This is a genomic window from Paraburkholderia sp. UCT2, from assembly GCF_014397665.1.
Classification (GTDB): domain Bacteria; phylum Pseudomonadota; class Gammaproteobacteria; order Burkholderiales; family Burkholderiaceae; genus Paraburkholderia; species Paraburkholderia tuberum.
In genome coordinates, this window is record NZ_VZQO01000024.1 from 64,295 (window position 1) to 87,877 (window position 23,583).

The 23,583-nt window shown below is 61.6% G+C and carries 22 protein-coding genes; 9 read left to right on the plus strand and 13 right to left on the minus strand.

Features of this window, described 5'->3' with window-relative positions; translation table 11 throughout:
• Positions 1-36 precede the first annotated feature (36 nt).
• Positions 37-2,577: a nitrite reductase large subunit NirB gene (nirB, locus tag F6X39_RS20630; protein WP_187617915.1), complete on the minus strand. Its 2,541-nt coding sequence runs from the start codon at positions 2,575-2,577 to the stop codon at positions 37-39.
• Positions 2,578-3,169: 592 nt separating this feature from the next.
• On the opposite strand from nirB, the gene cobA reads away from it, so the two are divergent.
• Positions 3,170-3,970 (plus strand): uroporphyrinogen-III C-methyltransferase, encoded by an 801-nt coding sequence (cobA, locus tag F6X39_RS20635; RefSeq protein WP_187617916.1) that lies wholly within the window; start codon positions 3,170-3,172, stop codon positions 3,968-3,970.
• A gap of 38 nt (positions 3,971-4,008) precedes the next feature.
• Here the strand turns inward: cobA and F6X39_RS20640 are convergent, their stop codons facing one another.
• On the minus strand, positions 4,009-4,890 hold the full coding sequence (locus F6X39_RS20640) for an MOSC domain-containing protein (protein ID WP_187617917.1): 882 nt from the start codon (positions 4,888-4,890) through the stop codon (positions 4,009-4,011).
• Between the two features lie 238 nt (positions 4,891-5,128).
• Between F6X39_RS20640 and F6X39_RS20645 the strand changes: the two genes are divergently transcribed.
• From F6X39_RS20645 to petA, 3 genes are all read left to right on the plus strand, one after another.
• On the plus strand, positions 5,129-6,586 hold the full coding sequence (locus tag F6X39_RS20645; protein ID WP_262414754.1) for a PDZ domain-containing protein: 1,458 nt from the start codon (positions 5,129-5,131) through the stop codon (positions 6,584-6,586).
• A 64-nt stretch (positions 6,587-6,650) separates the two neighbouring features.
• Positions 6,651-7,082 carry a carboxypeptidase regulatory-like domain-containing protein gene (locus F6X39_RS20650; protein ID WP_187617918.1) on the plus strand — a complete coding sequence of 144 codons (432 nt, stop codon included), beginning with the start codon at positions 6,651-6,653 and terminating at the stop codon, positions 7,080-7,082.
• A 135-nt stretch (positions 7,083-7,217) separates the two neighbouring features.
• Positions 7,218-7,841 (plus strand): ubiquinol-cytochrome c reductase iron-sulfur subunit, encoded by a 624-nt coding sequence (petA, locus tag F6X39_RS20655; protein ID WP_187617919.1) that lies wholly within the window; start codon positions 7,218-7,220, stop codon positions 7,839-7,841.
• A 142-nt stretch (positions 7,842-7,983) separates the two neighbouring features.
• Here the strand turns inward: petA and F6X39_RS37630 are convergent, their stop codons facing one another.
• Together F6X39_RS37630 and F6X39_RS20665 are read right to left on the minus strand one after the other, a co-directional pair.
• Positions 7,984-8,601: a hypothetical protein gene (locus F6X39_RS37630; RefSeq protein ID WP_187617920.1), complete on the minus strand. Its 618-nt coding sequence runs from the start codon at positions 8,599-8,601 to the stop codon at positions 7,984-7,986.
• Between the two features lie 279 nt (positions 8,602-8,880).
• Positions 8,881-9,012 carry a hypothetical protein gene (locus tag F6X39_RS20665; protein WP_262414755.1) on the minus strand — a complete coding sequence of 44 codons (132 nt, stop codon included), beginning with the start codon at positions 9,010-9,012 and terminating at the stop codon, positions 8,881-8,883.
• A gap of 1,095 nt (positions 9,013-10,107) precedes the next feature.
• Here F6X39_RS20665 and F6X39_RS20670 point away from each other — a divergent pair.
• Entirely contained in the window at positions 10,108-10,512 is a 405-nt protein-coding gene (locus F6X39_RS20670; protein WP_184033654.1) for a heme-binding protein, read from the plus strand.
• An 80-nt stretch (positions 10,513-10,592) separates the two neighbouring features.
• Positions 10,593-12,767: a malate synthase G gene (locus F6X39_RS20675; RefSeq protein WP_187617921.1), complete on the plus strand. Its 2,175-nt coding sequence runs from the start codon at positions 10,593-10,595 to the stop codon at positions 12,765-12,767.
• Positions 12,768-12,838: 71 nt separating this feature from the next.
• Here F6X39_RS20675 and galU read toward each other — a convergent pair whose 3' ends face one another.
• The gene (galU, locus tag F6X39_RS20680) at positions 12,839-13,756 is read right to left on the minus strand and encodes a UTP--glucose-1-phosphate uridylyltransferase GalU (protein ID WP_184033648.1); all 918 of its coding nucleotides are present in this window, start codon (positions 13,754-13,756) and stop codon (positions 12,839-12,841) included.
• Positions 13,757-14,040: 284 nt separating this feature from the next.
• Entirely contained in the window at positions 14,041-14,184 is a 144-nt protein-coding gene (locus F6X39_RS20685; RefSeq protein ID WP_013089470.1) for a hypothetical protein, read from the minus strand.
• Between the two features lie 259 nt (positions 14,185-14,443).
• On the opposite strand from F6X39_RS20685, the gene F6X39_RS20690 reads away from it, so the two are divergent.
• The gene (locus F6X39_RS20690; protein ID WP_187617922.1) at positions 14,444-15,691 is read left to right on the plus strand and encodes an acyltransferase family protein; all 1,248 of its coding nucleotides are present in this window, start codon (positions 14,444-14,446) and stop codon (positions 15,689-15,691) included.
• Between the two features lie 47 nt (positions 15,692-15,738).
• Here the strand turns inward: F6X39_RS20690 and F6X39_RS20695 are convergent, their stop codons facing one another.
• The 5 genes from F6X39_RS20695 to F6X39_RS20715 form a co-directional block, all read right to left on the minus strand.
• Positions 15,739-16,503, minus strand: a complete 765-nt coding sequence (locus F6X39_RS20695) for a hypothetical protein (protein ID WP_187617923.1) — start codon at positions 16,501-16,503, stop codon at positions 15,739-15,741.
• Positions 16,504-16,803: 300 nt separating this feature from the next.
• Positions 16,804-17,253, minus strand: coding sequence for a hypothetical protein (locus F6X39_RS20700; RefSeq protein WP_187617924.1), 450 nt, complete (start codon positions 17,251-17,253; stop codon positions 16,804-16,806).
• Positions 17,240-17,656: a lysozyme gene (locus tag F6X39_RS37635; protein WP_187617925.1), complete on the minus strand. Its 417-nt coding sequence runs from the start codon at positions 17,654-17,656 to the stop codon at positions 17,240-17,242. Before F6X39_RS37635 ends, F6X39_RS20700 begins: the two co-directional genes overlap by 14 nt.
• A gap of 427 nt (positions 17,657-18,083) precedes the next feature.
• The gene (locus F6X39_RS37395) at positions 18,084-18,215 is read right to left on the minus strand and encodes a hypothetical protein (RefSeq protein WP_316251704.1); all 132 of its coding nucleotides are present in this window, start codon (positions 18,213-18,215) and stop codon (positions 18,084-18,086) included.
• Positions 18,216-18,316: 101 nt separating this feature from the next.
• Positions 18,317-18,631 carry a hypothetical protein gene (locus tag F6X39_RS20715; RefSeq protein WP_187617926.1) on the minus strand — a complete coding sequence of 105 codons (315 nt, stop codon included), beginning with the start codon at positions 18,629-18,631 and terminating at the stop codon, positions 18,317-18,319.
• Between the two features lie 70 nt (positions 18,632-18,701).
• Between F6X39_RS20715 and F6X39_RS20720 the strand changes: the two genes are divergently transcribed.
• Together F6X39_RS20720 and F6X39_RS37400 are read left to right on the plus strand one after the other, a co-directional pair.
• Positions 18,702-19,172, plus strand: a complete 471-nt coding sequence (locus F6X39_RS20720; RefSeq protein WP_187617927.1) for an RNase A-like domain-containing protein — start codon at positions 18,702-18,704, stop codon at positions 19,170-19,172.
• 182 nt (positions 19,173-19,354) lie between these two features.
• Positions 19,355-19,495, plus strand: coding sequence for a contact-dependent growth inhibition system immunity protein (locus F6X39_RS37400; RefSeq protein ID WP_316251705.1), 141 nt, complete (start codon positions 19,355-19,357; stop codon positions 19,493-19,495).
• A gap of 120 nt (positions 19,496-19,615) precedes the next feature.
• Here F6X39_RS37400 and F6X39_RS20730 read toward each other — a convergent pair whose 3' ends face one another.
• Positions 19,616-22,069 (minus strand): glycosyltransferase family 4 protein, encoded by a 2,454-nt coding sequence (locus F6X39_RS20730; protein ID WP_187617928.1) that lies wholly within the window; start codon positions 22,067-22,069, stop codon positions 19,616-19,618.
• Positions 22,066-23,532, minus strand: coding sequence for a flippase (locus F6X39_RS20735; RefSeq protein ID WP_187617929.1), 1,467 nt, complete (start codon positions 23,530-23,532; stop codon positions 22,066-22,068). The genes F6X39_RS20730 and F6X39_RS20735 overlap by 4 nt, the downstream gene beginning before the upstream one ends.
• Positions 23,533-23,583: the final 51 nt, after the last annotated feature.

The window sequence follows — 23,583 nt, forward strand, 5'->3', positions numbered from 1 at the left end:
TGGGCTCCTTTTGAGTTAAGCGGGAATCGGATGAGGTCAAACCGTCTCGACGACAACGGGAATCCCGATGCGCTGCACCTGCCGCTCGGCGAGCGTTGCCGGCCGGATCTGTCCGCGCTCCTCGACGAACGCGACGTTGCTGTCGGACTCGACGCTGTTGACGAAATGGCGGAAGCGCTTGCGCGTTTCGGGATCGGTGACGGCCTTTTTCCATTCGCACTCGTACGTGTCGACCACATGCTGCATCTCCACTTCGAGCTCGGTGGCGACGCCAAGGCGATCGTCGACGATCACGTCGATCAGATAGTCGAGCCCGCCTTCGAGGTTGTCGCGCCACACGCTGGTGCGTTGCAGTCGGTCGGCGGTGCGCACGTAGAACATCAGGAAGCGGTCGATATAGCGCACGAGCGTCGCCTTATCGAGGTCCGCGGCGAGCAGTTCCGCGTGACGCGGCTTCATGCCGCCGTTGCCGCACACGTACAGATTCCAGCCCTTCTCGGTCGCGATCACGCCGACGTCCTTGCCCTGCGCTTCCGCGCATTCGCGGGTACAGCCCGACACGCCGAACTTGATCTTGTGCGGCGTGCGCAGGCCCTTGTAGCGATTCTCGAGTTCGACCGCGAGACCGACCGAATCGCCGACGCCATAGCGGCACCACGTCGAGCCGACGCACGACTTCACCGTACGCAGCGATTTGCCGTACGCGTGACCCGATTCGAAGCCGGCCGCGATCAGCTCTTCCCAGATCGACGGCAATTGCTCGACGCGCGCGCCGAACAGATCGACACGCTGGCCGCCGGTGATCTTCGTGTAGAGGCCATATTTCTTCGCGACCTGCGCGACCGCGATCAGGCCGTCGGGCGTCACTTCGCCGCCCGGCATGCGCGGCACGACCGAATAGGTGCCGTCGCGCTGGATGTTCGCGAGGTAGTAGTCGTTGGTGTCCTGCAGCGACGCGTGCTCCTTCTTCAGCACGAATTCGTTCCAGCACGACGCGAGAATGCTCGCGACCGCCGGCTTGCAGATGTCGCAACCGAGCCCGCGGCCATGCTTCGCGAGCAGCGCGCCGAAACTGCGCACTCCCTCGACGCGCACGAGGTGATACAGCTCCTGGCGCGAATACGGGAAGTGCTCGCAGACGTGGTTGTTCACCGCGAGGCCCTGCTTCTTCATCTCGGCCTTCATCACCTGCGTGACGAGCGGCACGCAGCCGCCGCACGAGGTGCCCGCGCCGGTCGCGCTCTTCAACGCGCCGATGTCGGTCGCGCCCGCGCACACGGCTGCGCACAGCTCGCCCTTCGACACGTTGTTGCACGAGCAGATCTGTGCGGCCGCGGGCAACGCCTCGACGCCAAGCGCCGGCTTCGCGCTGCCGTCCGCTTGCGGCAGGATCAGGAATTCGGGGGACGCTGGCAGCTCGATGCGGTTCAGCATCATCTGCAGCAGCGTGCCGTATTCGCTCGCGTCGCCGACCATCACGCCGCCGAGCAGATGCTTGCCACAATCGGACACGACGAGCTTCTTGTAGATCTGCTTGCGTTCGTCGCTGAACTGGTAGGTGCGGCTGCCCGGCGTATTGCCGTGCGCGTCGCCGATGCTGGCGACGTCGACGCCCATCAGCTTCAGCTTCGTGCTCATGTCGGCGCCGGCGAATTCGGCCGGGTCGCCGAGCAACTGCTTCGCGACCACGCGCGCCATCTCGTAGCCGGGCGCGACGAGCCCGAACAGCTGGCCGTGCCACAGCGCGCATTCGCCGATCGCATAGATGTGCGGATCGCTGGTGCGGCACGCGTCGTCGATGGCGATGCCGCCGCGCGCGCCGAGTTCGAGGCCGCATGCGCGCGCGAGATCGTCGCGCGGACGGATGCCGGCGGAGAACACGATCATGTCGGTGTCGAGATGGCTGCCGTCGGCGAACTGCATGCGGTGCGTGCCCGCTTCGCCGTCGACGATCGCCGTCGTGTTCTTCTGCGTGTGCACCGTGACGCCAAGCTCTTCGATCCGGCCGCGCAATACGCGGCCGCCGCCGTCGTCGACCTGCACCGCCATCAGGCGCGGCGCGAATTCGACCACGTGCGTTTGCAGACCCATGTCGCGCAGCGCCTTCGCGCATTCGAGACCGAGCAGGCCACCGCCCACGACCGTGCCCGTTTTCGAGCGCGCGCCGCATTCGCGCATTGCTTCGAGATCGTCGATCGTTCGATAGACGAAGCAGTCGCCGCGCTCGCGGCCCGGCACCGGCGGCACGAACGGATAGGAGCCGGTCGCGAACACGAGGCGGTCGTACGGCAGCGTTTCGCCGGTCTCGACCGTCACCGTGCGCGCGTCGCGATCGACCGCGACCGCCCGCGCGTTCAGCTTCAGTTGCACGCCGTGGCGCTCGAAGAAGCCCGGCTCGACGAGCGACAGGTCATCGGCGGTCTTGCCCGAGAAGAACTCGGACAGATGCACGCGATCGTAGGCCGGTCGCGATTCTTCGCCCAGCACCGTGATGTCGAGATCGTGCGCGGCCCGTTGCGCCAGGCATTCGACCAGTTTGTGGCCGACCATCCCGTGACCGATAACGATGATTTTCATGAGCGCGCTGTCCTCTGGTGTCTGGCGAAAGCGATTGCGGAAATAAAAACGGCGTCCCGCGAATTCAGCCGAGGGGCCGAATTCGGGGGACGCCGTTGTCCTGTTGGGTGCTGCGGGGCGCGTGCAGTTGTGCTGCAAGCGCGACGAACCCACGTTGGTCCGATGGCAACGCTTATTGCAAGGGCTGTGCCAATTTCGATAAATGCGCCCGAAAGCGCGGTGTGGCCGGGATTTGCGGCAAGTCGCGCGGCGTCGGACCGGATCCCCCGCGCGACGCGTTTTGAGGCGGCCAGGCACAGGGATGGTGCGACGCAGCACTGTCGACGTGCGAAACGAAGGCGCACGGGCGTGCGATCGCCGTCATGTTTTCCGCGTGAATCGCAATGTGTGCAACGGCTTGCGCGCCTTGATCGGATCGATGGCGTGGTCCTTGCCTTGCTCTTGCGCAACGTCATCGCGGCAACGTCGTCGCGACGCGCAGACTCAACCGTCGACAGGCAATGCAATGGACAACGGCGTCCCCTCGTGATCTTCACGGGCGGGCGCCGTTTTCGTTTCGGGCCACGGAAACCAACGGCATAAGGACACCAACATGAACACCAACACCGGCAAGGTCACGCTGCTGAGTGCGGGCCCGGGCGACCTCGACTTGCTGACGCTGAAGGCCGTCAAGGCGCTCGCGGCCGCCGACGTCGTGCTGCTCGACGACCTCGCGAATCCCGACATCGTGACGCTCGCGCCGCAGGCGCGCGTGATTCGCGTCGGCAAACGCGGCGGCTGCCGCTCGACGCCGCAGGCGTTCATCGAGCGGCTGATGCGGCGTTATGCGCTCAAGGGTCTGCACGTGGTGCGCGTCAAAGGCGGCGAAGCGCTGCTGTTCGGTCGCGCGGGTGAGGAACTCGCGGTGCTGCGCGATGCGGGCCTCGCGGTCGAGATCGTCAACGGCATCTCGTCGGGCTTCGCGGCCGCCGCAGGCCTCGGCATCTCGCTCACGCATCGGCGGCATTGCCACGGCGTGAGCTTCGTCACCGCGCACACCGAAGATCACGGCGAGCCGGACTGGGGCGCCCTTGCCGCGACGCGCACGACGCTCGCGATCTATATGGGCATGCGGCGCATCGACGGCATCGCCGCTGCGTTGCTCGCGCACCTGCCGGCCGAAACGCCGGCCGCGGTCGTGCAGTGGGCCGGCGGCGGCGGCGAGCGGCGCCTGCTGACGCGGCTCGATCGGCTCGCCGCCGATGCGCTCGGCGCGGGCTTCGGCAGTCCGGCGGTGATTCTGGTGGGCAATGCGGTTGGCGAGAGCGCTGAAGCGCCTCGCTGGGAACGCGAAGCTCGCGGCAATCGAGATGGGCAAACACTATCCGCGTCGGCCATGGCGCGGGCAGCCTGATCGGCGCTCGAAGCGGGCCTCGCCCGCCTTTCATCCCATCAATCGCCGAACCCGAGCTCCGCGTCGACCTGCTGCCCGACACGCAGCCAGGCCCCCGCCCCGCTCGCGACCAGCGCGTTGTTGCCGAACGTGACCGCGCCGTCGAAGCGCTCGCTGACTCGGTAACCGAGCATCGTGTCGGTCGGCTCGTTCGGCCAGTCGGGATCGGGCGCGCCGCGCGCCTGATCGATGGTCGGCATCGGACAGCGCGAGCACAGCTTGACGAGCCGTAACTCGACGCGCGCGCTCGAGTCCGCATTCGCGCCGACGGCGAGTGTCTCGACATAGTCCTCTTCATAGGCATCGAGGCCGCTGAGCACGATATTGGGCCTGAAGCGATCGATTCTGATCGACGGTGCGCCTTTGCCGTTCAGGCGCGCGTTCAGATCGTCGAGCGAGGCCTGGCCGACCACCAGCAGCGGAAAGCCATCGGCAAAAAAGGTCGTGGCGCCCCCCGTGCTGTCCGTATAGTCCGGATCGACGACGCGTTCCCGCTCGGGATCGAAGCGCAGCAAGCGCGCGGGCAGACCGAGGAACTCCGTGAACCAGGCCGCCGTTTCCTCGCCGGTGTCGAGCCCGTAGGCCGCGTCGCGCCACACCGCGGTAGCGACCCTGGGTGCCGCGGCGAGCCGCGCGGCATCGAGCGGCGTGCGCAGCTCACGCATGCCCGGCGCGCTGACGATCAGCTCCTCTGCGCCGAGTTCGACCTTGATCAGCGCCATGCGCGGATACGCGCGCTGCGTGAACATCGCGCCTTCGGGATCGACGATCATCCAGTTGCGGTCGTATTCGAGGCCCGTCGCCAACAGCCGCGCCTCGGTGAGCGCGATGCCCGCGCAGGATTTGATCGGATAGACGAATAGTTCGTTGATGGTAGGCATGGTTGCACGCGCGTCGGGAGCGCAGTTCCGGCGAAAATCGGGGACTGAAAAGTAGATCCGTATAGTACCGAAATTAGCGTTGACGTGGACGTGCGAGCCGGACCCTCTCATCGGGCTTTTTTTAAGCTTGTTTTAAAAGTGGCGACCTAGAGTCGAATCACAGCAGCATGGAGAACGCATCGGACAGACGCGTTACTCCGACTCAACCGACTCAGCTGCTCGTGTCGGGGGGCATGTGATGCGACGCGACAACCTCAAGTACTTCCTGATCGTGGAATGTCTGACCGTGGCGGTGTCCGCGGGCTGCATGGCGCAATCCCCTCCGAACAACGTAAGCTCTGGCGCGAATGTGCCGGCTGCCAGGCTTCCAGGCCACGACACGGCGCCCGCGATAGTGACGGACTTCTCGCGCCTCGTCAGCGAAGAAGGCAAAGCAGTCGTCAATATCAGCGTGACAGCGGCTCAACCCGTCGCCACCTTCACTCCCCTCTGGCCGCCGGCCGGCAGCGAAGACGATCCTTTTACCCGGCAGTTCCAGCCGTTCGCCTACGCCCCTTCTGGCGCGACAGGCCTGGCTTCGCAACGCAGCGGCTCTGGATTCATCATCGCCGCCGATGGTTACATTCTCACCGACTCCAGCCTGATAACCAAAGCAACCCGAATCAGCGTGACGCTAAAGGACGGTCGCAAGTTCAAGGCCACGGTGGTCGGCGACGACCCAGCGAGCGGTATCGCGCTGCTCAAGACTGCCGCCACCAAACTGCCGACAGTCAAAATTGGCTCACCGTCCGCGAACAAGGCCGGTCAGTGGGTCGTCTCGATCGGCTCCCCTTATGGACTGAACGACACGGTGACGGCAGGCATCATCAGCAACATGTCGCGGCCTTTGCCAGGCGAGTCGTATGTACCGCTTATCCAGACTGACGTGACCGAAAATGCGGGCGATGCAGGCAGCCCGGTGTTCAGTCTGAACGGCAACGTCATTGGGATCGAAATGCCTATCACGAAAGAGATCGGCGACGTTGAAGGAGCCGCGTTCGTGCTGCCGATCGATGAAGCGATGAAAGTTGCCCGACAGTTGCAACTGCATCACGAGGCGGAACACGGACGCCTCGGCATCACGATTCAGGATGTCAGCTGGCCGCTTGCGCAATCTTTCGGTCTGAACAGGCCGCAAGGGGCGCTCGTCAGCTCGGTCGACCCGCGAGGACCGGCTGCCAGGTCCGGTCTCAGACCAGGCGACGTCATCATGAAGATCAATGGCGTTGATATTCCAGATTCGACCCAGTTGCCCGTCACAGTAGCCGATCTCAAACCGGGCACATCCGTCCATCTCGTGTACTGGCGCGATAACGCCACGCACGATACGACAGTCGCGCTTGGCAGTCTGAATGCCACTCCTGCCGAGACCCCGGCCATTGCGCAGGTCGCAGCTCCCGATGGGCTGACCGTGCGCGGTTTGACCGCACAGGAGCGACACGACGCAGGTGTCGAAGGTGGTGTCCTGGTCGAAAAAAGCACGGGGGCCGGCGCGCTCGCCGGCATCGAACCGGGAGACATCATCCTGATGGTCGACAGCACTCATGTAGCAAGTCCCGCCCAGTTCCGGCGGAAAGCGGCGAACAGCGGTAACGCGGTCGCGCTATTGGTCCAACGCGACGGACAGCGCATGTTCGTCACCATCGACATGGGCTAGGGACAGACCTTGACAGCGCAGTGGCGACGCGTACCTCATCGCCACACTTTACGAGGAGCTCGAAATGAACCAGCACGCAATCGTCAAAGTTGGCTTGACGGCACTCGCACTGAGTGCAAGCGTCCAATACGCGTTCGCGGCAACTCAGCCTTTACCCGCGGTACAGCACGAGGGTGAGGTTACGTTCCTGAGCGGCGGGATCGGCCTTGGCCAATCCACCGCTATCAAGGAGGTCATGCCAAGGTATCCACTCACGCTCGAGTTTGCGGGCAAGGCGACTAGCGGCAACGAATACCTTGCGAATATCCCGGTGACGCTATCCGACATGCACGGCAATACGATATTGCAGACCACCGCAAAGGGTCCTTTCCTGTTGGCGTCGCTGCCTCACGGCCGGTATAGCGTAAGCGCCACATATAACGGCAAGACGGAGCGCAGGGACGTGAATATCGCTCCGTCGTCGCATGTGCATGAAGTGTTCCTGTGGTCGATGTAGACCGGCGTTTCGCCTTTCTGGCCGCACGCGATCCGATTCGCCGGCTTTCCAGCGCGTGACGATCGCGGCGGTGCATTCGGTAACCGGTACTCGTGAAAAGTCGCGATGGGCAACCGAACCGACTCGGAGCTTGCCATGAAAAACGGTTCCAGCGAGCCTCTCGACGAAACCCGCCGCAGATGGCTCATCGCCACATCGGCCGTCGGCGCCATAGGAGGCGTGGCGGTCGTCGTTCCTTTTGTCGACTCGTTTGCGCCGCCAGCGAGTGCGAGGGCAGCCGGAGCGCCAGTCAGCGCCGACATCGGCAGACTCGAGCCCGGCAGCATGATGACCGTGGCGTGGCGCGGCAAGCCGATTTTCATCGTCAACAGAACCAACGAGATGCTGGCGGCCGTGCTCAAGGCCAACCCGATGGTCGCCGACCCGCATACCGCGCATCCGTTCTCGATACCGCTGCCGGCCTACTGCAACAACGAATACCGGTCGCGCCCGGATCATCGCAACATACTCGTTGTGATCGGCGTGTGCACCCATCTCGGCTGCACCCCGCTGCCCCGCTTCCAGCCCGGGCCGCAACCCAGTCTGCCCGACGATTGGCCCGGGGGCTTTCTGTGCCCTTGTCACGGCTCGACTTACGACCTGGCCGGTCGAGTGTTCAAAGACAAACCCGCGCCCCAGAATCTGGATGTGCCGCGTTATATGTTTGCGTCGTCGACGAGCATCGTGATCGGACAGGATGAAAAAGGCGAGGAGGCATAGCCGCGGCATACGGTCGAGGACGCCGGAAGTTCCTGCTACGGTCACGCAATACCAGCCCGCCTCGCTACCGCTACATCGATCCGTGGCGGGCGGTCGAGCGCGCGATGTCGCGCCGGTCGCCTATCACCTACCGAGATCGAGATCACCAATTGATGCGCGAAGCCGCGAAACCCAAGGCGCTGAGCGCGAAACTGCCTGCGCCGAAAGAAGTGCGCGACTTGAAGTGCTCCTCGGCGCGGTCCGCATACCATCGCGCCATGGGACACGCAACGGCCGCCGCGCACGAGCCGCTCGACAAGCTCATCCCGGCCCAGGGACCCGATGAATCCGGCGGCATCAAGTCCTCAGCAATCCGATCGCCCACCGTTGCATTCACGCTACCGCAAATGAACGCCGCCGACAGGCCTGCGGCGGCACCGGCGAGGGCGAGCCTGCGTTCGAGATCGAACCCGCGGATTGCCCGAAAGCGCGCTGGATAGGAATGCCGCTGCCTTTCGCGCCGGGAATGGAACCGCCTCGTGATCCATACGCTGGCCGCGCCGATAGCCGGCGTGAGCAGGAAAGGCAGCCACCAGCGGACGGCGGTAACGCGCCGAAATATATCATAACATGCGTCAATAAGGTGCGCGTAAAGAACTGCGACGAGACCCGTGGCCACCGCGCCCAGCCAGAAAATCCCATAGCGGAACGACAGCCGCCGAGCATGTTGCAGCGTTCTTCTGTCAAGGAATCGAAAGAAAGCGGCGAACGGATTCACCATCACGTATGGGTCAATTTAAAAAAAAGCCCAGCCGTGAAGCTGGGCGGAGGGAATCGCCTTCTGTCGCCTGAAGACGAGTGGACGTTCTCTCGGACCCTATGCAACAACCAGCAATATCGCCGTACGGTGTTCCGCACCACTCGCCGCGAGGATAGGCATGTTGTGACATAAATTCAAGTGAATCCTGCATTCTTCGATAAAACGTCAATCGGGGCAGTTCGACACCAATTCATTCAGACGAAGGCCTGCAATCGCGCAGCGCACGACGCGCGGACCAGTTCAAAGCCCGAAGTACCAGAGCCGCACGTCCTCTTCCTCCGACCATATCTGCACGTCCAGCATCTCGTCGAATTCGACCGGCTCGCCCCGGTACATGCAGCAGAACCCGCGCTCGGTGCGATAGACGATCACCCACTCGCGCGGGTCGAGGTCGCGTCGGGCGAACGGTCAGGCACCTGCCACAAGGCGTCCCCGCACGGTGGAGAGAACGGGCGATCATCATCGTGCCGGCACGGGGAAAGCCTTTAAGCCTGCTTTAATCGCCACTGCATAGATTGAAAGCGTACCAGGCCTGTCGTGCCTTCAACGAGCCAACGATCGATCCGCCACTGCCGACGCGGAGCAAGGTTGATCGCTGCAATGCCCCACTGATCGAAGCTGACAGACAGTTGACTGGCACTCTACTGGTTCTCTCGCACAAGGAGGACACACCATGCGTACGCTGCCTGCACTATGCGCTGGAATATGTTTGGGCTTCGCCCACCTTGCCATCGCGCACCCGACCTCGGACGTCGCCCCGAAAACTGGGTGCAAGGATTTCTCCGCGATCGCCATTCATCAACGCCCCCCGCTCGCTGACTGGGTCGCACCGCCGAGCCGTCATCGTGTGGTCCGGACTGACAGCGCGATCATAGTCAATGCTGCTGCCCCGGTTGGCCTCATTGTCGGCGAGTGCGGGAAACCGACCTGAACAGGTCGAACGCAGATCGAACGTTTCTTCGGGCGTATCAGCCAGTTTCGGCTGCCTTCCACTGGTTTCGGCTGGTTCGTGGGCGGCTAACCGGTGTTCGCGTCCCCCATGCGCGGGTCTGGATCACTCGTGAAAGCGTGAACCGGGCCTGGTCCGCTTGCCGCTGTCATCCAACGATGAACCGAAGCCGTCGCCCCCGCTACGGCTCGCGGCGCGACCATTGTCTGGCCGCAATGAATGCTTCGAAAACCAGCTCATCTGCTGGTCTACCTCGTTATTTCTGAACCAGGCCGCGCTTGTGGACCGCCCGGCGCGTGGCGTTGCGGCGGCACTGTCGAGCGCACGGGCAGAGCCGCCTGACGAGGCCGCCGTTTCGCGCTGCCTCGCGCCGAAGTAAAATCGTCGAATCAGGCGCGCGCCGGAGAGCCGCAAGAAGGTTGCAACGCAGCCCCGAGGATCTCCTGAAGCGCCGCATCGCCGGTTACCGAAAGAAGCTGTAGAAGCCACCTTCCCATCACCGAGACAGGAAATTCATTATGTTGACCAAACCCATGTTGACCGTCGCCGAGACGACCCGCATTGTCGATGCCGCCCGTGCGGAAGCCGAGAAAAACAAATGGCCTGTCGCGATCGTCGTCGCGGACGACGGCGGCCATCCGCTCGCGGTGCTGCGTCTCGACGGCGCGGCGCCCTCCACCTCGTATATCGCGACCGAAAAAGCGCGCACCGCGGCGCTCGGCCGGCGCGAAACCAAGGTCTATGAAGACATGATCAACAACGGCCGCACCGCGTTCCTCAGCGCACCGCTGCAGGGCACGCTCGAAGGCGGGGTGCCGGTGATCGTCGACGGCCACGTGGTCGGCGCGGTCGGCGTGTCGGGCGTCAAGTCGGAGCAGGATGCGCAGATCGCGAAAGCCGGCATTCAGGCGCTCGGCGTGTAAAGCGCCGAGCGCCAAAGCAATCCCGAGACACAACGCGGACCGATGCCCCCTCGTCGGTCCCATAACAGATGGAGCAGTCGATGACTCAGATGAACCCGCGCGGCGGACTGCAGGTCGCCGCCAACCTCGACCAGTTCGTTGAATCCGAAGCCCTGCCCGGCACCGGAATCGACAGCGCCGCCTTCTGGTCGGGATTCGACGCCCTCGTGCACGAGCTGGCGCCCAAAAATCGGGCGTTGCTCGCCGAGCGCGACCGCCTGCAACGCGAACTCGACAACTGGCATCAGGCCAATCCCGGCCCGGTGCGGGATCTGCGCGCGTATCGTGCGTTTCTCGAAGGCATCGGCTACATCGTGCCCGTGCCCACCAGCGTCCAGGCCGCGACCGACCACGTGGACAGCGAGATCTCCGGACAGGCCGGCCCGCAGCTCGTCGTGCCGCTGTCGAACCAGCGCTACGCGCTGAACGCCGCAAACGCGCGCTGGGGCAGCCTGTACGACGCGCTGTACGGCACCGACGCGATCCCCGAAACGGACGGCGCGGAAAAGCAGAAGGGCTTCAACCCGGTGCGCGGCGCAGCTGTGATCGCGTACGCGCGCAAGTTCCTCGATCAGGCTGCGCCGCTCGCGAACGGCTCGCACGCGGACGCAACGCGCTATAGCGTCGAGAACGGCCAACTGGTCGTCGCGCTGAAGAGCGGCACCACGGCGCTGAAGACACCTGCGCAGTTGGTCGGCTATCAGGGCGACGCGAGCACGCCGTCGGCGGTGCTGCTCAAGCACAACGGCCTGCACGTCGAGATCCAGATCGATGCGAACGATTCGATCGGCAAGACCGATGCCGCCCATGTGAAGGACATCGTCGTCGAAGCGGCGGTCACGACGATCATCGATTGCGAAGACTCGGTCGCAGCCGTCGACGCCGATGACAAGGTGCAGCTCTATCGCAACTGGCTCGGCCTGATGAACGGCGACCTGACCGAACAGGTCACGAAGAACGGCAAGACCTTCACGCGCCGGCTCAATGCCGATCGCGAATACATCGGCGCCGACGGCAAGTCGCAGGTCAAGCTGCATGGCCGCTCGCTGCTGTTCATCCGCAACGTCGGCCATCTGATGACGAACCCGGCCGTATTGACGAAAGACGGCCACGAGATTCCGGAAGGCATTCTCGACGCGGTGATCACGACGCTGTGCGCGCTGCGCGACCGCCAGAACAAGCTGAACTCGCGCACCGGCTCGATCTATATCGTGAAGCCGAAGATGCACGGACCGGCGGAAGTCGCGTTCGCGAGCGAACTGTTCGCGCGCGTCGAAGACCTGCTGAAGCTGCCGCGCAACACGATCAAGATGGGCATCATGGACGAGGAGCGCCGCACCAGCGTGAACCTGCTCGCCTGTATCGCCGAAGCGTCGGCGCGCGTCGCGTTCATCAACACGGGCTTCCTCGATCGCACCGGAGACGAGATGCACTCGGCGATGGAAGCGGGCCCGATGATGCGCAAGGGCGACATGAAGTCGAGCAAGTGGATCACGTCGTACGAGCGCAGCAACGTGCTGGTCGGTTTGAGCGCTGGCTTGCGCAGCCGCTCGCAGATCGGCAAGGGCATGTGGGCGATGCCCGACCTGATGCACGCCATGCTGGAGCAGAAGATCGGCCATCCGAAGGCCGGCGCGAACACCGCGTGGGTGCCCTCGCCGACCGCGGCGACGCTGCACGCGCTGCACTATCACCAGGTCGACGTGCAGGCGGTCCAGCAGGAACTCGAACGCACCGACTATGCGACGGTGCGCGACGAACTGCTCGACGGCCTGCTGACAATTCCGGTCGTCGAACAGGCGCAATGGAGCGACGACGAAATCCGCGCCGAGCTCGACAACAACGCGCAGGGCATTCTCGGCTATGTGGTGCGCTGGATCGACCAGGGCGTCGGCTGCTCGAAAGTGCCGGACATTCACAACGTCGGCCTGATGGAAGACCGCGCGACGCTGCGTATTTCGAGCCAGCACATCGCCAACTGGCTGTATCACGGTGTGATCAAGCGCGAGCTCGTCGAGGAGACGTTCAAGCGCATGGCCAAGGTGGTGGACGCGCAAAACGCCGGTGATCCGCTCTACCAGCCGATGGCGCCGGGCTTCGACACGATCGCGTTCAAGGCCGCGCAGGCGCTCGTCTTCGAGGGGCGCCAGCAGCCGAGCGGATATACCGAGCCGTTGCTGCACAAGTTCCGGCTCGAGGTGAAGAAGCAGGGTTGAGGCCGTCCGGCCGAAACGACGACGGGCGCCGTGCAATGCGGCGCCCGTTTTTCCTTCCAGGTCGTGTCACTTCACGCGGCTTCTGCCGTCAATTGCGCCGCCTCGCCACCTGACGCTTCGTTCTTCATATAGGCTTGCAGATATGCCTCGAATTCAGCCTTCACCTCGGGATGGCGCAGTGCGAATTCGACGGTCGCCTTCAGATAGCCGAGCTTGCTGCCGCAATCGAAGCGCGTGCCGAAGTAGCGATACGCTAGCACCTGCTCCTCGGTCAGCAACGACTGCACCGCGTCGGTCAGTTGCAGCTCGCCGCCCGCGCCCGGCTTCAGCGCGCGGATATGCTTGAAGATCGTCGGCATCAGCACGTAGCGGCCCACCACGCCGAGATTCGACGGCGCCTCGTCCGGCGCTGGCTTCTCGACGATGCCCGACAGCTTGATCACGTTGTCTTCCCACTCGCGGCCATCGACGACGCCGTACGAGCGGCTGTCCTCGCGCGCGATCGTTTCGACGCCGATCACCGAGCTGTGATAGTGGTTGAAGGTATCGACGAGCTGGCTCATCACGGGCTTCGCGCTATGCAGCAGGTCGTCGGCGAGAATCACCGCGAACGGGCTGTCGCCCACCAGTTTTTCGGCGCACAGCACCGCATGGCCGAGACCGAGTGCTTCGGCCTGGCGCACGTAAAAGCAGTCGACGTTGGCCGGCTTGATGCTGCGCACGAGGTCGAGCAGCTTCTGCTTGTTGCGCGCTTCGAGTTCGGACTCGATCTCATAGGATTTATCGAAGTGATCTTCGATCGCGCGCTTGCTGCGGCCCGTCACGAAGATCATTTCAGTGATGCCGGCGTCGATCGCTTCTTCGACCGCGTACTGGATCAGCGGCTTGTCGACGATCGGCAACATTTCCTTCGGACTTGCTTTGGTAGCCGGCAGGAATCGTGTCCCGAGGCCCGCTACGGGAAACACGGCTTTGGTGACTTTCAGCATGGTAGGCATTCCCACATCGGTTAGAAATTGGTGTGTTCGCGGACCTGGCGGCCAATCAATGCCGGCGCAAGACTAGCAGAAAAACTGCGAGGTTCACGGAAGCGGTTTTTCTCCGATTTAATTCGGATAATTTACGCATTAATCGCAATGCGATATTGTGAAAAATTGAGGAAATTATTACGTATCTATTGCCAGTTGGTGATCGAGCAAATCCGAAAGTCTTACCTTTCGGACGCCCCTGGCACGGGTACCTGGCGACCCGATGACCCGGCTTCGGCAGCACGTCATTCCTGTTCGTCGACCGGTGGCAGCTTGCCTGGGTTCATCCGGAAACGACGGATCGGCTCGTTGCGCAAGGCATCGCGGTAGGCGGAGGCGGCCACCAGGATCAGCAGGACGGCCACGCCGGCCAGTAAATGCAGGTTCATGACTTCACCTCGGGGTGAGAAAATCCTTGCTTTAAATTAGCACGACAAAAGCGATAAATAATTCGATACCCCATACGTCGACTCGCAATTACAATTCGTCACAAAATCGATGTCGGATTCAATGCGAAATGGAATTTTTTAATCATTTTTCAGGATTGCGGTGCTCTAGCATGGATGCGTCGCGGGTGCGCAAGACGCCCGCTCGAAGGCCTGTTCCGCGTCAATTTTTTCTCTTTTCCGCTTCAGATAAGGACCGCGTATGAGCGACCCAGCACTGGATGCCGCCGGCTCATCCCTGCCCCTCTCCCCGCTGCCGCGCCCGGAGAAAAACCCGGCCGCGGCGCATGCGCGCAGCGACGCGCGTGTCGATAGCGCCAGCAAGGAGCACGCGATCGACGCGATGCGAGGTTTCGCCGCGCTGCTGGTCGCCTACTTTCATTGCCGCCAGATCGTGTGGGTCGGCATGCAGGCGTTTCATCAGAGCGTCGGACATTCGTTGAGTCCCAGTAGTCTCGCCGCGTATCTGACGTTTCCGATCGCATGGGGCTCGGCCGGTGTGCCGATGTTCTTCGTCATCAGCGGCTACTGCATCCATCGCGGCGGCGCGCTGCGGCTCGCGGGCAATCCCGCTTACCGACTCGATGGAGGCAACTTCTGGCTGCGGCGCTTCGCGCGCATCTACCCGGTGCTGCTCGCGGCGCTCGTACTGACCTTCGCGCTCGATTCGTTGAGCCTGCAATTGCCGCCCGTCAGTCACAAGATTCGCGACATCGGCTGGCATCCGTTTCTGGTCAACCTGTTTTCGCTGCAGGGTGTGGCGGGTAAAACGTATGGCTCGAACGGCGCGCTGTGGACGCTGTCGCTCGAAGTGCAGTTCTATGCGATTTATCCGCTGCTGTTCGCGCTACGCAGACGCATCGGCATGAACGCTGTGCTCGCGCTCGTCGGCGCGATCAACGTTGCGTCCGCGTACGGGCTGGAGCACCACGATCTGCAGTTTTTCACGTCGTACTGGTTCTCCTGGACGCTTGGTGTGTGGATCGCCGACGCCAAAGCGCGCAGTGTGCGAGCGGCGCGTGCGCCGGCATTGCTGTATGTGCTCGCGGCGGCCTTGATCGCGGCCGGTTGCGTCGCGTTTCACTTCGGCCAGTACGGCGCGTTCCAGATATGGGCGCTCGGCTTCGCGTGCTATCTGTACAAGACACTCGATGCGCGCAAGGACCCGCAACGCGAAGCGAGCGGCGTGCTCGCACTGCTTCGCGCAGGGTCGCACGCGCTGTCGCGCCTGCTGTCGCGCGTCGGCGACTTCAGCTTCTCGCTGTATCTGATCCATCTGCCGATCTTCGTACTGCTGTCGGCGTGGCTGTTTCGTTCGTCGCTGCAGATGTCGATCTGGCCGTCGTTCGGCTATATGCTGGTCGCGGTGCCGGCCGCCTATGTGTTCTATCGGCTCGTTGAGTTGCCTGCGATGAAGTGGTCGGGGAGTTTTAAGCCTAAAGGGCGCTGATAGAACGTTGACATTGGATCAATCCCGCGCGTTCGGGTGCTTCACCATCATTTGATCTCGTTGAATAGCAACGTCGATACCTGGTGCTCGTCCTGAACGGAAAATTGAAACGGTATCTCTGGATGCGTAAATTTGAGCCGGAGTTGCTTTAGAGCCGGGACCGGGACAAATCGCTGATTCTTAAACGTGTAGTACGACACTGACAGGCCAACGCGGGATGCCTGTGCATCGTCGAATACGTAACTGTTATTCGGAAAGGCAAGCTTCCCTTCCTTCGTCGCCACGACGGCCCGACATGACGAAAGTAAACTCGGCAGATGAAGAAACGTCGGCTTGCGCGCTAGAGGGTTGACCAGCAGCGAGATCTGCCGGTATCGACTTCCGGCTTCGCCCGAACCGTTGCCGTGCCCTTCCACGCAGAGTAAGGGCGGATGCGGATCGGTTCGCGCTGCAATGAATACGTTGGCTGATTGCGGAACGATTTCCGACACATGCTCTCCGGGGAATGTCGTAGCGTGCGCAAAGCGATAGGATTTGCCGTCGACTGCCAGGCGATCCTTCCAGAGCTCAATGTTTAGCGTTTTCCGTTCCAGTTTGGCTTGCAGCTTCATAAAGGTGCCTGGCTCGCCTGGGTAGGAATAGACCACGCCGGCGTTTTGATCGGTCGGGTCACCGTTTTGTTTGATCGGGTCGCCAAACACTGCCCCCGCTTGGGCAACGTACAAGGCTTCGTAGCTGTCGTAAGCCTGAGCCGCATGTGCGCTGCCAGATAGGGCGGCCATAGCCGCCACCAGTATCGTAGTGATTCTCATCGGTATGCTTTGGCGCCTGTCGCTTTCAGATAGTCGGGGTTAAGCGTCCAGAAAATCGTGCTTCCGCGGGCAGCACTGGAAAAGCAATCGCAGATCCTTATTGATCGGATCACTCATCGCCCATCCCCTGCACGCCAAGCCACGACGATCAAATTCGGATGATCCTTCACCGGAAATGAACGCGTTTTCCCTTCTGCAAGCGGCACGTCCTCAACGAGCGTGCGTACGCAGTTCAACAGCTTGTAGCACATCCACGCGCAGTTCCCTCTCGTTACAGATCGGACTCAACTCAATTTCGATTTATTTCTTGCGTCCAAGAATCGTTTTAACCGTTAAGCATTTCGGATGCTCCGACGATTCCATATCGTCCGGACAAGACAACCATTCATAAAATTCGAGCCTCTGTTTTGCTGCATCCTGCCTGCAGGCCGCCACCTGGAAGTTTGTATCAGGCATATAATCGCCTTTCCAGTCGTTGAATGCCATCCCAAATAACTTGCAATCGGATTGCAATTTTTCTTCCCACAGCTTGTGATTTTTCGCGAGTTCCGCGAGCGCTTCGCCCCTAGCGTTGGCGTGGAGATTTCGATAGAGTTTTTCAGCGTCACTTAGCATGCCCTTCGTGTCTGCATTTGTACACGCCAGATAGTCATCGCGCGTTTTCGCGGATGCCTCGCAAGTCGCGTCTGCAAAGGCGGCCGACGTGCCGCATGATAGGATCACTGCAACCGTTATCTTAGTGAGTCGCATCATAATTCCCCGTAGCAAACAGTCGGCCCTCAGCACGACGGCGCCTGACCAACCCCAGTGGATGTTTGCCATGCGCCGCTGTGTATTGCAGAAATTTCGACGGCGCTTGATCGTAATGACCGGTATTAACGAGCGCGAAAAACTCGTTATTTCCACTTCTATGATTGAAGATGAAATCAACAACCACATCGTACTCGTACTGAAACAACGGAACAAAAATTCTGCTATTTACAATTCGCTCGGCTTTGCGTAGATCATGATGAAGCAGTTTCAGCGCCTGCGGTTCGGTAATTCCATTTACGTAAAGCGCTTCGGAAGGTGCACCGGATATTGGTCCGATATGGACCAGATGTCCGTATCCGATCGTGGCATTTCCGCCGCCACCTCCATCCTTATCGTACAAATGCGACCGAAAGGCCTCCCACTGCGCATTGAACTGAACTCCAGCCTGGGAAACATTCCACGCTTGCCGATCCTGTCCGACTGGAGAATTACAAGTGAATTCGGGTTTGTATCTGTTAGTGCTGCTCCCAGTGCATCAGGCATTACGCCTCCCTATGACCAATAAAGACGTGAATGGATCGCGCGCCATGTGTCTGATAGCGCTTGGAGCGTCCCTGCAAATCGGTAATGCCGTGAACAAGTGCGCCCGATGGAAGTTGGGCGGTGTAATACGTATTAGGGAGTGCATTACCTCCAGCATCGGTTAGCGTGAACCGCTGATCGAAACGATTTCGTGAGCGTCCGCGACAATCGCACACCCGTGCGTAACCGAGGGCTTCGGCCATGTCGTAACCGTTTGAATACGACTTCAACCTATCGAACGGAAATCATTCGCCGGTTTCGGCGTTCAGCGCCATTGCACACGGCATTGGCGAGAAGCTTGAGTAGATTGAATAGGTGATACGGCAAACTTGGCACTCTTTTTCGTCCATGGCACTTTTCTGATTCTGTTGTTCCATTTGACCTCTGCTGATTTTCCAGAACACACCCGACGAATTAATCATCCAAAGCAGCCACGGTCAACACCTTTAATTTGAGATTGAGTCTTTTTGACAAATGTTCACGATGATTTCGCGTATCTCATTTTCAATGCATATTTTCGCAATCGCGGTTCAACAAAAAAGGGCGGCGTTGAGCCACCTTTACCGTCAGGAATCGATGCCGGCCGGGGTTCGGCCGGTGTGCCGGTGTTCTGCGTGATCAGCGCTATTGCATCCATTGCAGCGGCGCGCTGCGGCTCGCGGATAATCCTGCGTGCCAGCTTGATGCGGGCAACTTGTGGCTGAGGCGCTTCGCGCGCATGCCGAAGTCTCGATTTCGACCGCCACTCGCCGCGCGCCGTTTGATTGACACAGGCAAAGCCCCCTAAAATCATCCGTCGCCCATTCCATCTCCCTGTAGTCGCCTGCTAGCGTGGCAGCCCAACAACTCCAGGGGACATCGTAATGTCGTATCAACACGATCCGGATGGCGTGCGAGTGGTACTCAGTGCGCCTCAACTGGCGGCGGTGCTCTCCCGGCAGTCGATCAGCTCCACCGAAATGCCTTCCAACCGGCTATGGGGCGGTTTGCAGGCCATTAATCCAAGGCTCGGCGGGCATACCATTCTGAAGCATGTTGAGAAGGATGAGGCATGGCTACGGGAGCGCCTTAAACGGGAACCCCAAAAAAAGGTTGTTTCATCGTTTTATAATCTTCAGGTGGCAGAGTTGGCGATATCTGATGTAATGAACTCAAATTCCTTGAAAATACAGAGCTGGATACAATCTCCGAAAAACCGCATTCCCTTTACATTGGTCAAGAAGGTTTGTGGCGATATAGGATACGGGGTAACGAGAAAAACCAACGAACTGACCAAGATGAACGAAGTCACCGTAATTTTGAAGTTTCACGAATATAATAAGATGCCGTATTAAATATTAACCGCCCACGTGGGCTAAGGATAGCCAATGCTATCAGATCGCTACCCTAGAATGTACGAGCTTTTCGGTGCGTATTTCAATGAGGATTTTGATTTGTGGGGAAACGCAATCCCTGAATTGTCTCATGCTATAGAAATGATAGCCCACTGGAATATCAAAAGGAAATAGTTGATGAAATAAATTCATTCATGAATGAGCATCCGTCCGACCTCGATTCTGCGTTCGAAAGAGATTACGGCGCAGGGATTGATCCCAATCTGTGGGGCCACACTACTGCTTCATTCCTTGACGAACTCAAGCGCCTTCTGAGCGAGTAATTAACCTGTCGCCGCGCGAGGAATAAAAAAACGGAGCGAAAGTCGTTCGAGACTTTCGCTCCGCTACGCCAAGCAAGGACTGGCCAAGCCCTCGTCTATCCTCGCGTAAAAATCACCTCGTCACCGCGCTGCCACGCCGGTCAGAATCTGCGCAACCCCATCCACATAGCTGCGCGTGCCGAAGCGCTCCTGCGCGGTCCGATAGCCGTTCCTGACCAGTTTGTCGCGCAAATCGCCGTTCGAGCGCAATTCGGCGAGCGTATCGGCGAGCGCATGCGCGTCGCCCGGCGTACACAGCACGCCGTTCTCGTAGTCGTCGATGATTTCGAGCACGCCGCCTGCGCGCGACGCCACGACCGGCCGCTGCGCGAGCATCCCCTCGACGATCACGCGACCGAACGGCTCCGGGGTGATCGACGTATGCACGACCGCGTCGACCGCGCACATGCAGGCCGGAATATCGTGCTGGAAGCCGAGAAAATGCACGCGCTCGCCAAGCTTGTGCGCGGCGACGAAGGCGCGTAGTTCGCTCTCGTACTGGTCCTCGCCGAACAGCGCCGCGCCGACCAGCACCGCATGCATCTGCGGATTGAGCACCATCGCTTCGAGCAGCACATGCTGCCCCTTCCAACGCGCAAGCCGGCTGAACGAGCCGACGAGAAACGCGTCGCGCGGCAGACTCAGGCGCTCGCGCAGCACCGCTTGGGGCACCGTGCGCAATGCGTCGAACGGTTCCGCGGCGATCCCGTTGAACACGACGTCGATGCGCTTGCTGTCGAACCGCGTAAGCTTCGCAAACGCCTGCGCCGACGCAGCCGAATTGGCGATCACGTGCGTGAGGCCGAGCCGCGCGCACCACTTGATGATCGCAAGCTGCTTGCCGCCGAAATGCTCGGCGCTGACGATGTCGCGCAAATGCCAGACCACCGGCCGTCTCGCGAGCTTGCCGGCCACGGCGCCGATCACCATCGCACGCTGCGTGTTCGCGTAGATCACATCCACCTTGCGCGCGCGTTTCGCGGTGGCACGCACGAGCGAGATGAGTCCCTTCAACGCCTGACCTCTCGGCATCGAACCGCCCTGCTTGCGCACATTTTTGAGCGCGCCGGCATCGAGTACAGTGACCTCGACGCCGGTTTTCGCGAGTGCGGTGTTGAACGGCCCGTCGTCGAACAGCACGACCTCGATGCGCGAGCGCAGCGCCTTGACGATTTCGAGCAGCGACAGTTCGGCGCCGCCGAGCACGCCGCTCTGATCGACGGCGAGAATGCGCGGCACGTTCGCGGCGCCCTGCACGGCCGGCCGATACGGCGTATAGGCCGGCAGCGTCGCCGTGCGCAACGCGGGCACCGCCGCGCGCACCTGCGAGAAAAAGCGCTCGCGGAAATGCGCGGCCGAAAACTGCTCGGCGTTGCCGCGGCAATTCTCCGGCAGGAACCGGTGCCGAAGCTCGTCGAAACGATTCACGGCAGCGATGATCGAGTCGGTATCCTGTTCATCGAAGAACATGCCGGTCGGCTTCGGCTCCGACAGATCGCGCACCGTTTCGAGCGCCCCACCCTTGCCGTATGCGATCACCGGCGTGCCGCAAGCCTGCGCTTCGACCACCGAAATGCCGAAGTCCTCTTCGGCCGCGAACACGAATGCCTTCGCGCGGCTCATGCGGTCCTTCAGCACCTCGAACGGTTGATAGCCCATGATCTCGACGTTCGGCCCCGCCTTCGCGCGGATCTTCGCCATGTCGGGTCCGTCGCCGATCACGACGAGCTTGCGCTCGGGCATCCGCGCGAACGCCTCGACGATCAGATCGATTTTCTTGTACGGCACCATGCGCGAGGCGGTCAGATAAAAGTCTTGCTTCTCCGTGCACAGCGTGAACGCCTCGACATCGACCGGCGGGAAGATCACCTGCGCGTCGCGCTGATACACCTTCTTGATGCGTCGCGCGATGAACGCCGAGTTCGCGACGAAGCCGTCGACCGAGTTGGACGTGCGGATATCCCAGTTGCGCATGTAATGCAGAATCAGCCGCGCCAGCGCCGACTTCGGGCCGTTGGTCAGCTTCGACTGCTGCAGATACTGATGCTGCAAATCCCACGCATAGCGGATCGGCGAATGCACGTAGCTGATATGCACCTGATCGGGACCGGTCAGAATGCCCTTGGCGACCGCGTGACTGCTCGAGATCACGACGTCGTACGCCGACACGTCGAGTTGCTCGATCGCGAGCGGCATCAGCGGCAGATACGAGCGGTACTTGCTGCGCGCGAGCGGCAACTTCTGGATGAACGAGGTCGTCACCGGCTTGCCGCGCAGGAAGCGGCGATCGTCGAGAAAGTCCACGAGGCTGAACAGGTCCGCATCGGGAAAGCACGCGATGATCTGCTCGAGCACTTTCTCCGCGCCCGCGTAGGTGACGAGCCAGTCGTGCACGATCGCGATGCGCACGCTTTTGCTCGCGCGCGGTGCGGTACGGCGCGGTGCCGGCTGGATGCCGGGCACGCTCGTCAGTTCGTCGAGCGCGCTGCGCGTCGCGGGCCTCAACAGTTTTTTTTCAAGGACGTCGTGATTCATGCGCTTTTCCTCGGATTCAGTCGCAATAGCAGTGAACGCGCAAGATTGCGCAAGGCGGGCGTCATCGTGATCGACCACGCGACGTTCGCGCCGACCATCAGCACACCGGCGGCGATCGCGAGCGCGAGGCTCGGCAGGAAGCTGGCGAGCCACAGGCTGGCGAGCAGGAAGGCGAGATGGGCGAGCATGTCGAGCACGATCTGGCGCGCGCGGATCGCGGCGAAACGCAGCAGCACCGCGTAGTCGAACAGCGCGCGGGCAGCGACCGCGACCGCCGCGCCCGTCAGCCCGAAATGCGTGATACCGAGCCACAACGCGCCGGCGAAAAGCGGCAACTCGACGAGGCCGATGCGCGCGGCGGTGGCTGGATTGACCTGCGACTGAATCAGGATGCGCGTCACGTTCGCCTGGCCGACGAGCCACACGGCGACGATCATGATGCGGCCCACGGGCGCCGCGACCGTCGCGATCTCGTTGCCGACCCACAGATGCAGGAACGGTTCGAGCACCAGCATCGCGATGAGCGCGACCGGCGTGAACACGCCGTTCAGAAATTCGAGCGATTGCTGCGTGATCGTGTCGGCGTCGGCGCGGCCGACTGCGGAAAGCCGCGGAAACAGCGTGCGTACCAGCGCGGTCGGCACGATGTTCAGACGCGTGACGAGGTTCTGCGGCACCGTGTAGTACGTGACGAAACGCGCGCCGAGCCGTGAACCGAGCATGACGCGATCGAGCGAATCGGCGACCATCGTCGTCATGCTCGCGATCAGCATCCAGCCACCGAAGTTGAACAGCCCCTTTGCGACGCCGAGCCGCGGCGGCTGAATGCTGCGTATTTCAAGCACTTTCAGCGCGTAGCGGCCGAGCAGCAACGCCGCGAGAATCCGCGCGACGACTGCCGCGGCGAGTACGTTCTGCAAAGTCGCGCCGAGCCACAACGCGGCACCGAGCGGCAGCAGCTGGAACAGGAACGTGCCGATCGTCTGGTTCGTGTTGTAGACGCCGAAGCGTTCCGCGCCATTGATCGCGCCCGCGAACACCCACGACACGTTCGCGATCGGAATCGCGACCGCGAGCCACGGCAGCGCCATATAGACTTCGTGCTGCAGCTCGGGCGATACCTTCGTGAAATACGCGGTGTACAGGAACGCGCCGAAGTAGATGATCAGACCGCCCACCACGCCGGTCGTCAGATTGAGCCAGGTTGCGCTCCAGAACACGCGCGCGCTTTCCTGCTGATCGCCCGACGCGCGCGCCTTCGAAATATGGTTCTGCGCGGCCATGCTCATGCCGAGATCGAGAATCCCGAAGTAGCCGATCAGCGTCCACACGAGACTGATCACACCGTAGCGCTCCACGCCGAGCAGCCGGATATACGACGGCACGGTCACGAGCGACACGAACGTCGGCAGCACGAGCCCGAAAAAGTTGATCGCTACGTTCCTGAGAATGCCCTTGTCCATCGAATCCCTTCGGTTTTGCGGTTAGATTGCGTGCGGGGCTGCGTCAGCGAG

Excerpts from the sequence above, each read along its gene's own strand:
- F6X39_RS20685 (WP_013089470.1), bottom strand. The coding sequence starts at position 14,184 with ATGAACCTGCATTTACTGGCCGGCGTGGCCGTCCTGCTGATCCTGGTG.
- F6X39_RS20700 (WP_187617924.1), bottom strand. The coding sequence starts at position 17,253 with ATGCGACTCACTAAGATAACGGTTGCAGTGATCCTATCATGCGGCACG.
- F6X39_RS37630 (WP_187617920.1), bottom strand. The coding sequence starts at position 8,601 with ATGGTGAATCCGTTCGCCGCTTTCTTTCGATTCCTTGACAGAAGAACG.
- F6X39_RS20730 (WP_187617928.1), bottom strand. The coding sequence starts at position 22,069 with ATGAATCACGACGTCCTTGAAAAAAAACTGTTGAGGCCCGCGACGCGC.
- galU (WP_184033648.1), bottom strand. The coding sequence starts at position 13,756 with ATGCTGAAAGTCACCAAAGCCGTGTTTCCCGTAGCGGGCCTCGGGACA.
- nirB (WP_187617915.1), bottom strand. The coding sequence starts at position 2,577 with ATGAAAATCATCGTTATCGGTCACGGGATGGTCGGCCACAAACTGGTC.
- F6X39_RS20640 (WP_187617917.1), bottom strand. The coding sequence starts at position 4,890 with ATGCCTACCATCAACGAACTATTCGTCTATCCGATCAAATCCTGCGCG.
- F6X39_RS20695 (WP_187617923.1), bottom strand. The coding sequence starts at position 16,503 with ATGAGAATCACTACGATACTGGTGGCGGCTATGGCCGCCCTATCTGGC.
- F6X39_RS20645 (WP_262414754.1), top strand. The coding sequence starts at position 5,129 with ATGCGACGCGACAACCTCAAGTACTTCCTGATCGTGGAATGTCTGACC.
- petA (WP_187617919.1), top strand. The coding sequence starts at position 7,218 with ATGAAAAACGGTTCCAGCGAGCCTCTCGACGAAACCCGCCGCAGATGG.
- F6X39_RS37395 (WP_316251704.1), bottom strand. The coding sequence starts at position 18,215 with ATGGAACAACAGAATCAGAAAAGTGCCATGGACGAAAAAGAGTGCCAA.
- cobA (WP_187617916.1), top strand. The coding sequence starts at position 3,170 with ATGAACACCAACACCGGCAAGGTCACGCTGCTGAGTGCGGGCCCGGGC.
- F6X39_RS20735 (WP_187617929.1), bottom strand. The coding sequence starts at position 23,532 with ATGGACAAGGGCATTCTCAGGAACGTAGCGATCAACTTTTTCGGGCTC.
- F6X39_RS20650 (WP_187617918.1), top strand. The coding sequence starts at position 6,651 with ATGAACCAGCACGCAATCGTCAAAGTTGGCTTGACGGCACTCGCACTG.
- F6X39_RS20690 (WP_187617922.1), top strand. The coding sequence starts at position 14,444 with ATGAGCGACCCAGCACTGGATGCCGCCGGCTCATCCCTGCCCCTCTCC.
- F6X39_RS20720 (WP_187617927.1), top strand. The coding sequence starts at position 18,702 with ATGTCGTATCAACACGATCCGGATGGCGTGCGAGTGGTACTCAGTGCG.
- F6X39_RS20715 (WP_187617926.1), bottom strand. The coding sequence starts at position 18,631 with ATGATTTTAGGGGGCTTTGCCTGTGTCAATCAAACGGCGCGCGGCGAG.
- F6X39_RS20670 (WP_184033654.1), top strand. The coding sequence starts at position 10,108 with ATGTTGACCAAACCCATGTTGACCGTCGCCGAGACGACCCGCATTGTC.
- F6X39_RS20675 (WP_187617921.1), top strand. The coding sequence starts at position 10,593 with ATGACTCAGATGAACCCGCGCGGCGGACTGCAGGTCGCCGCCAACCTC.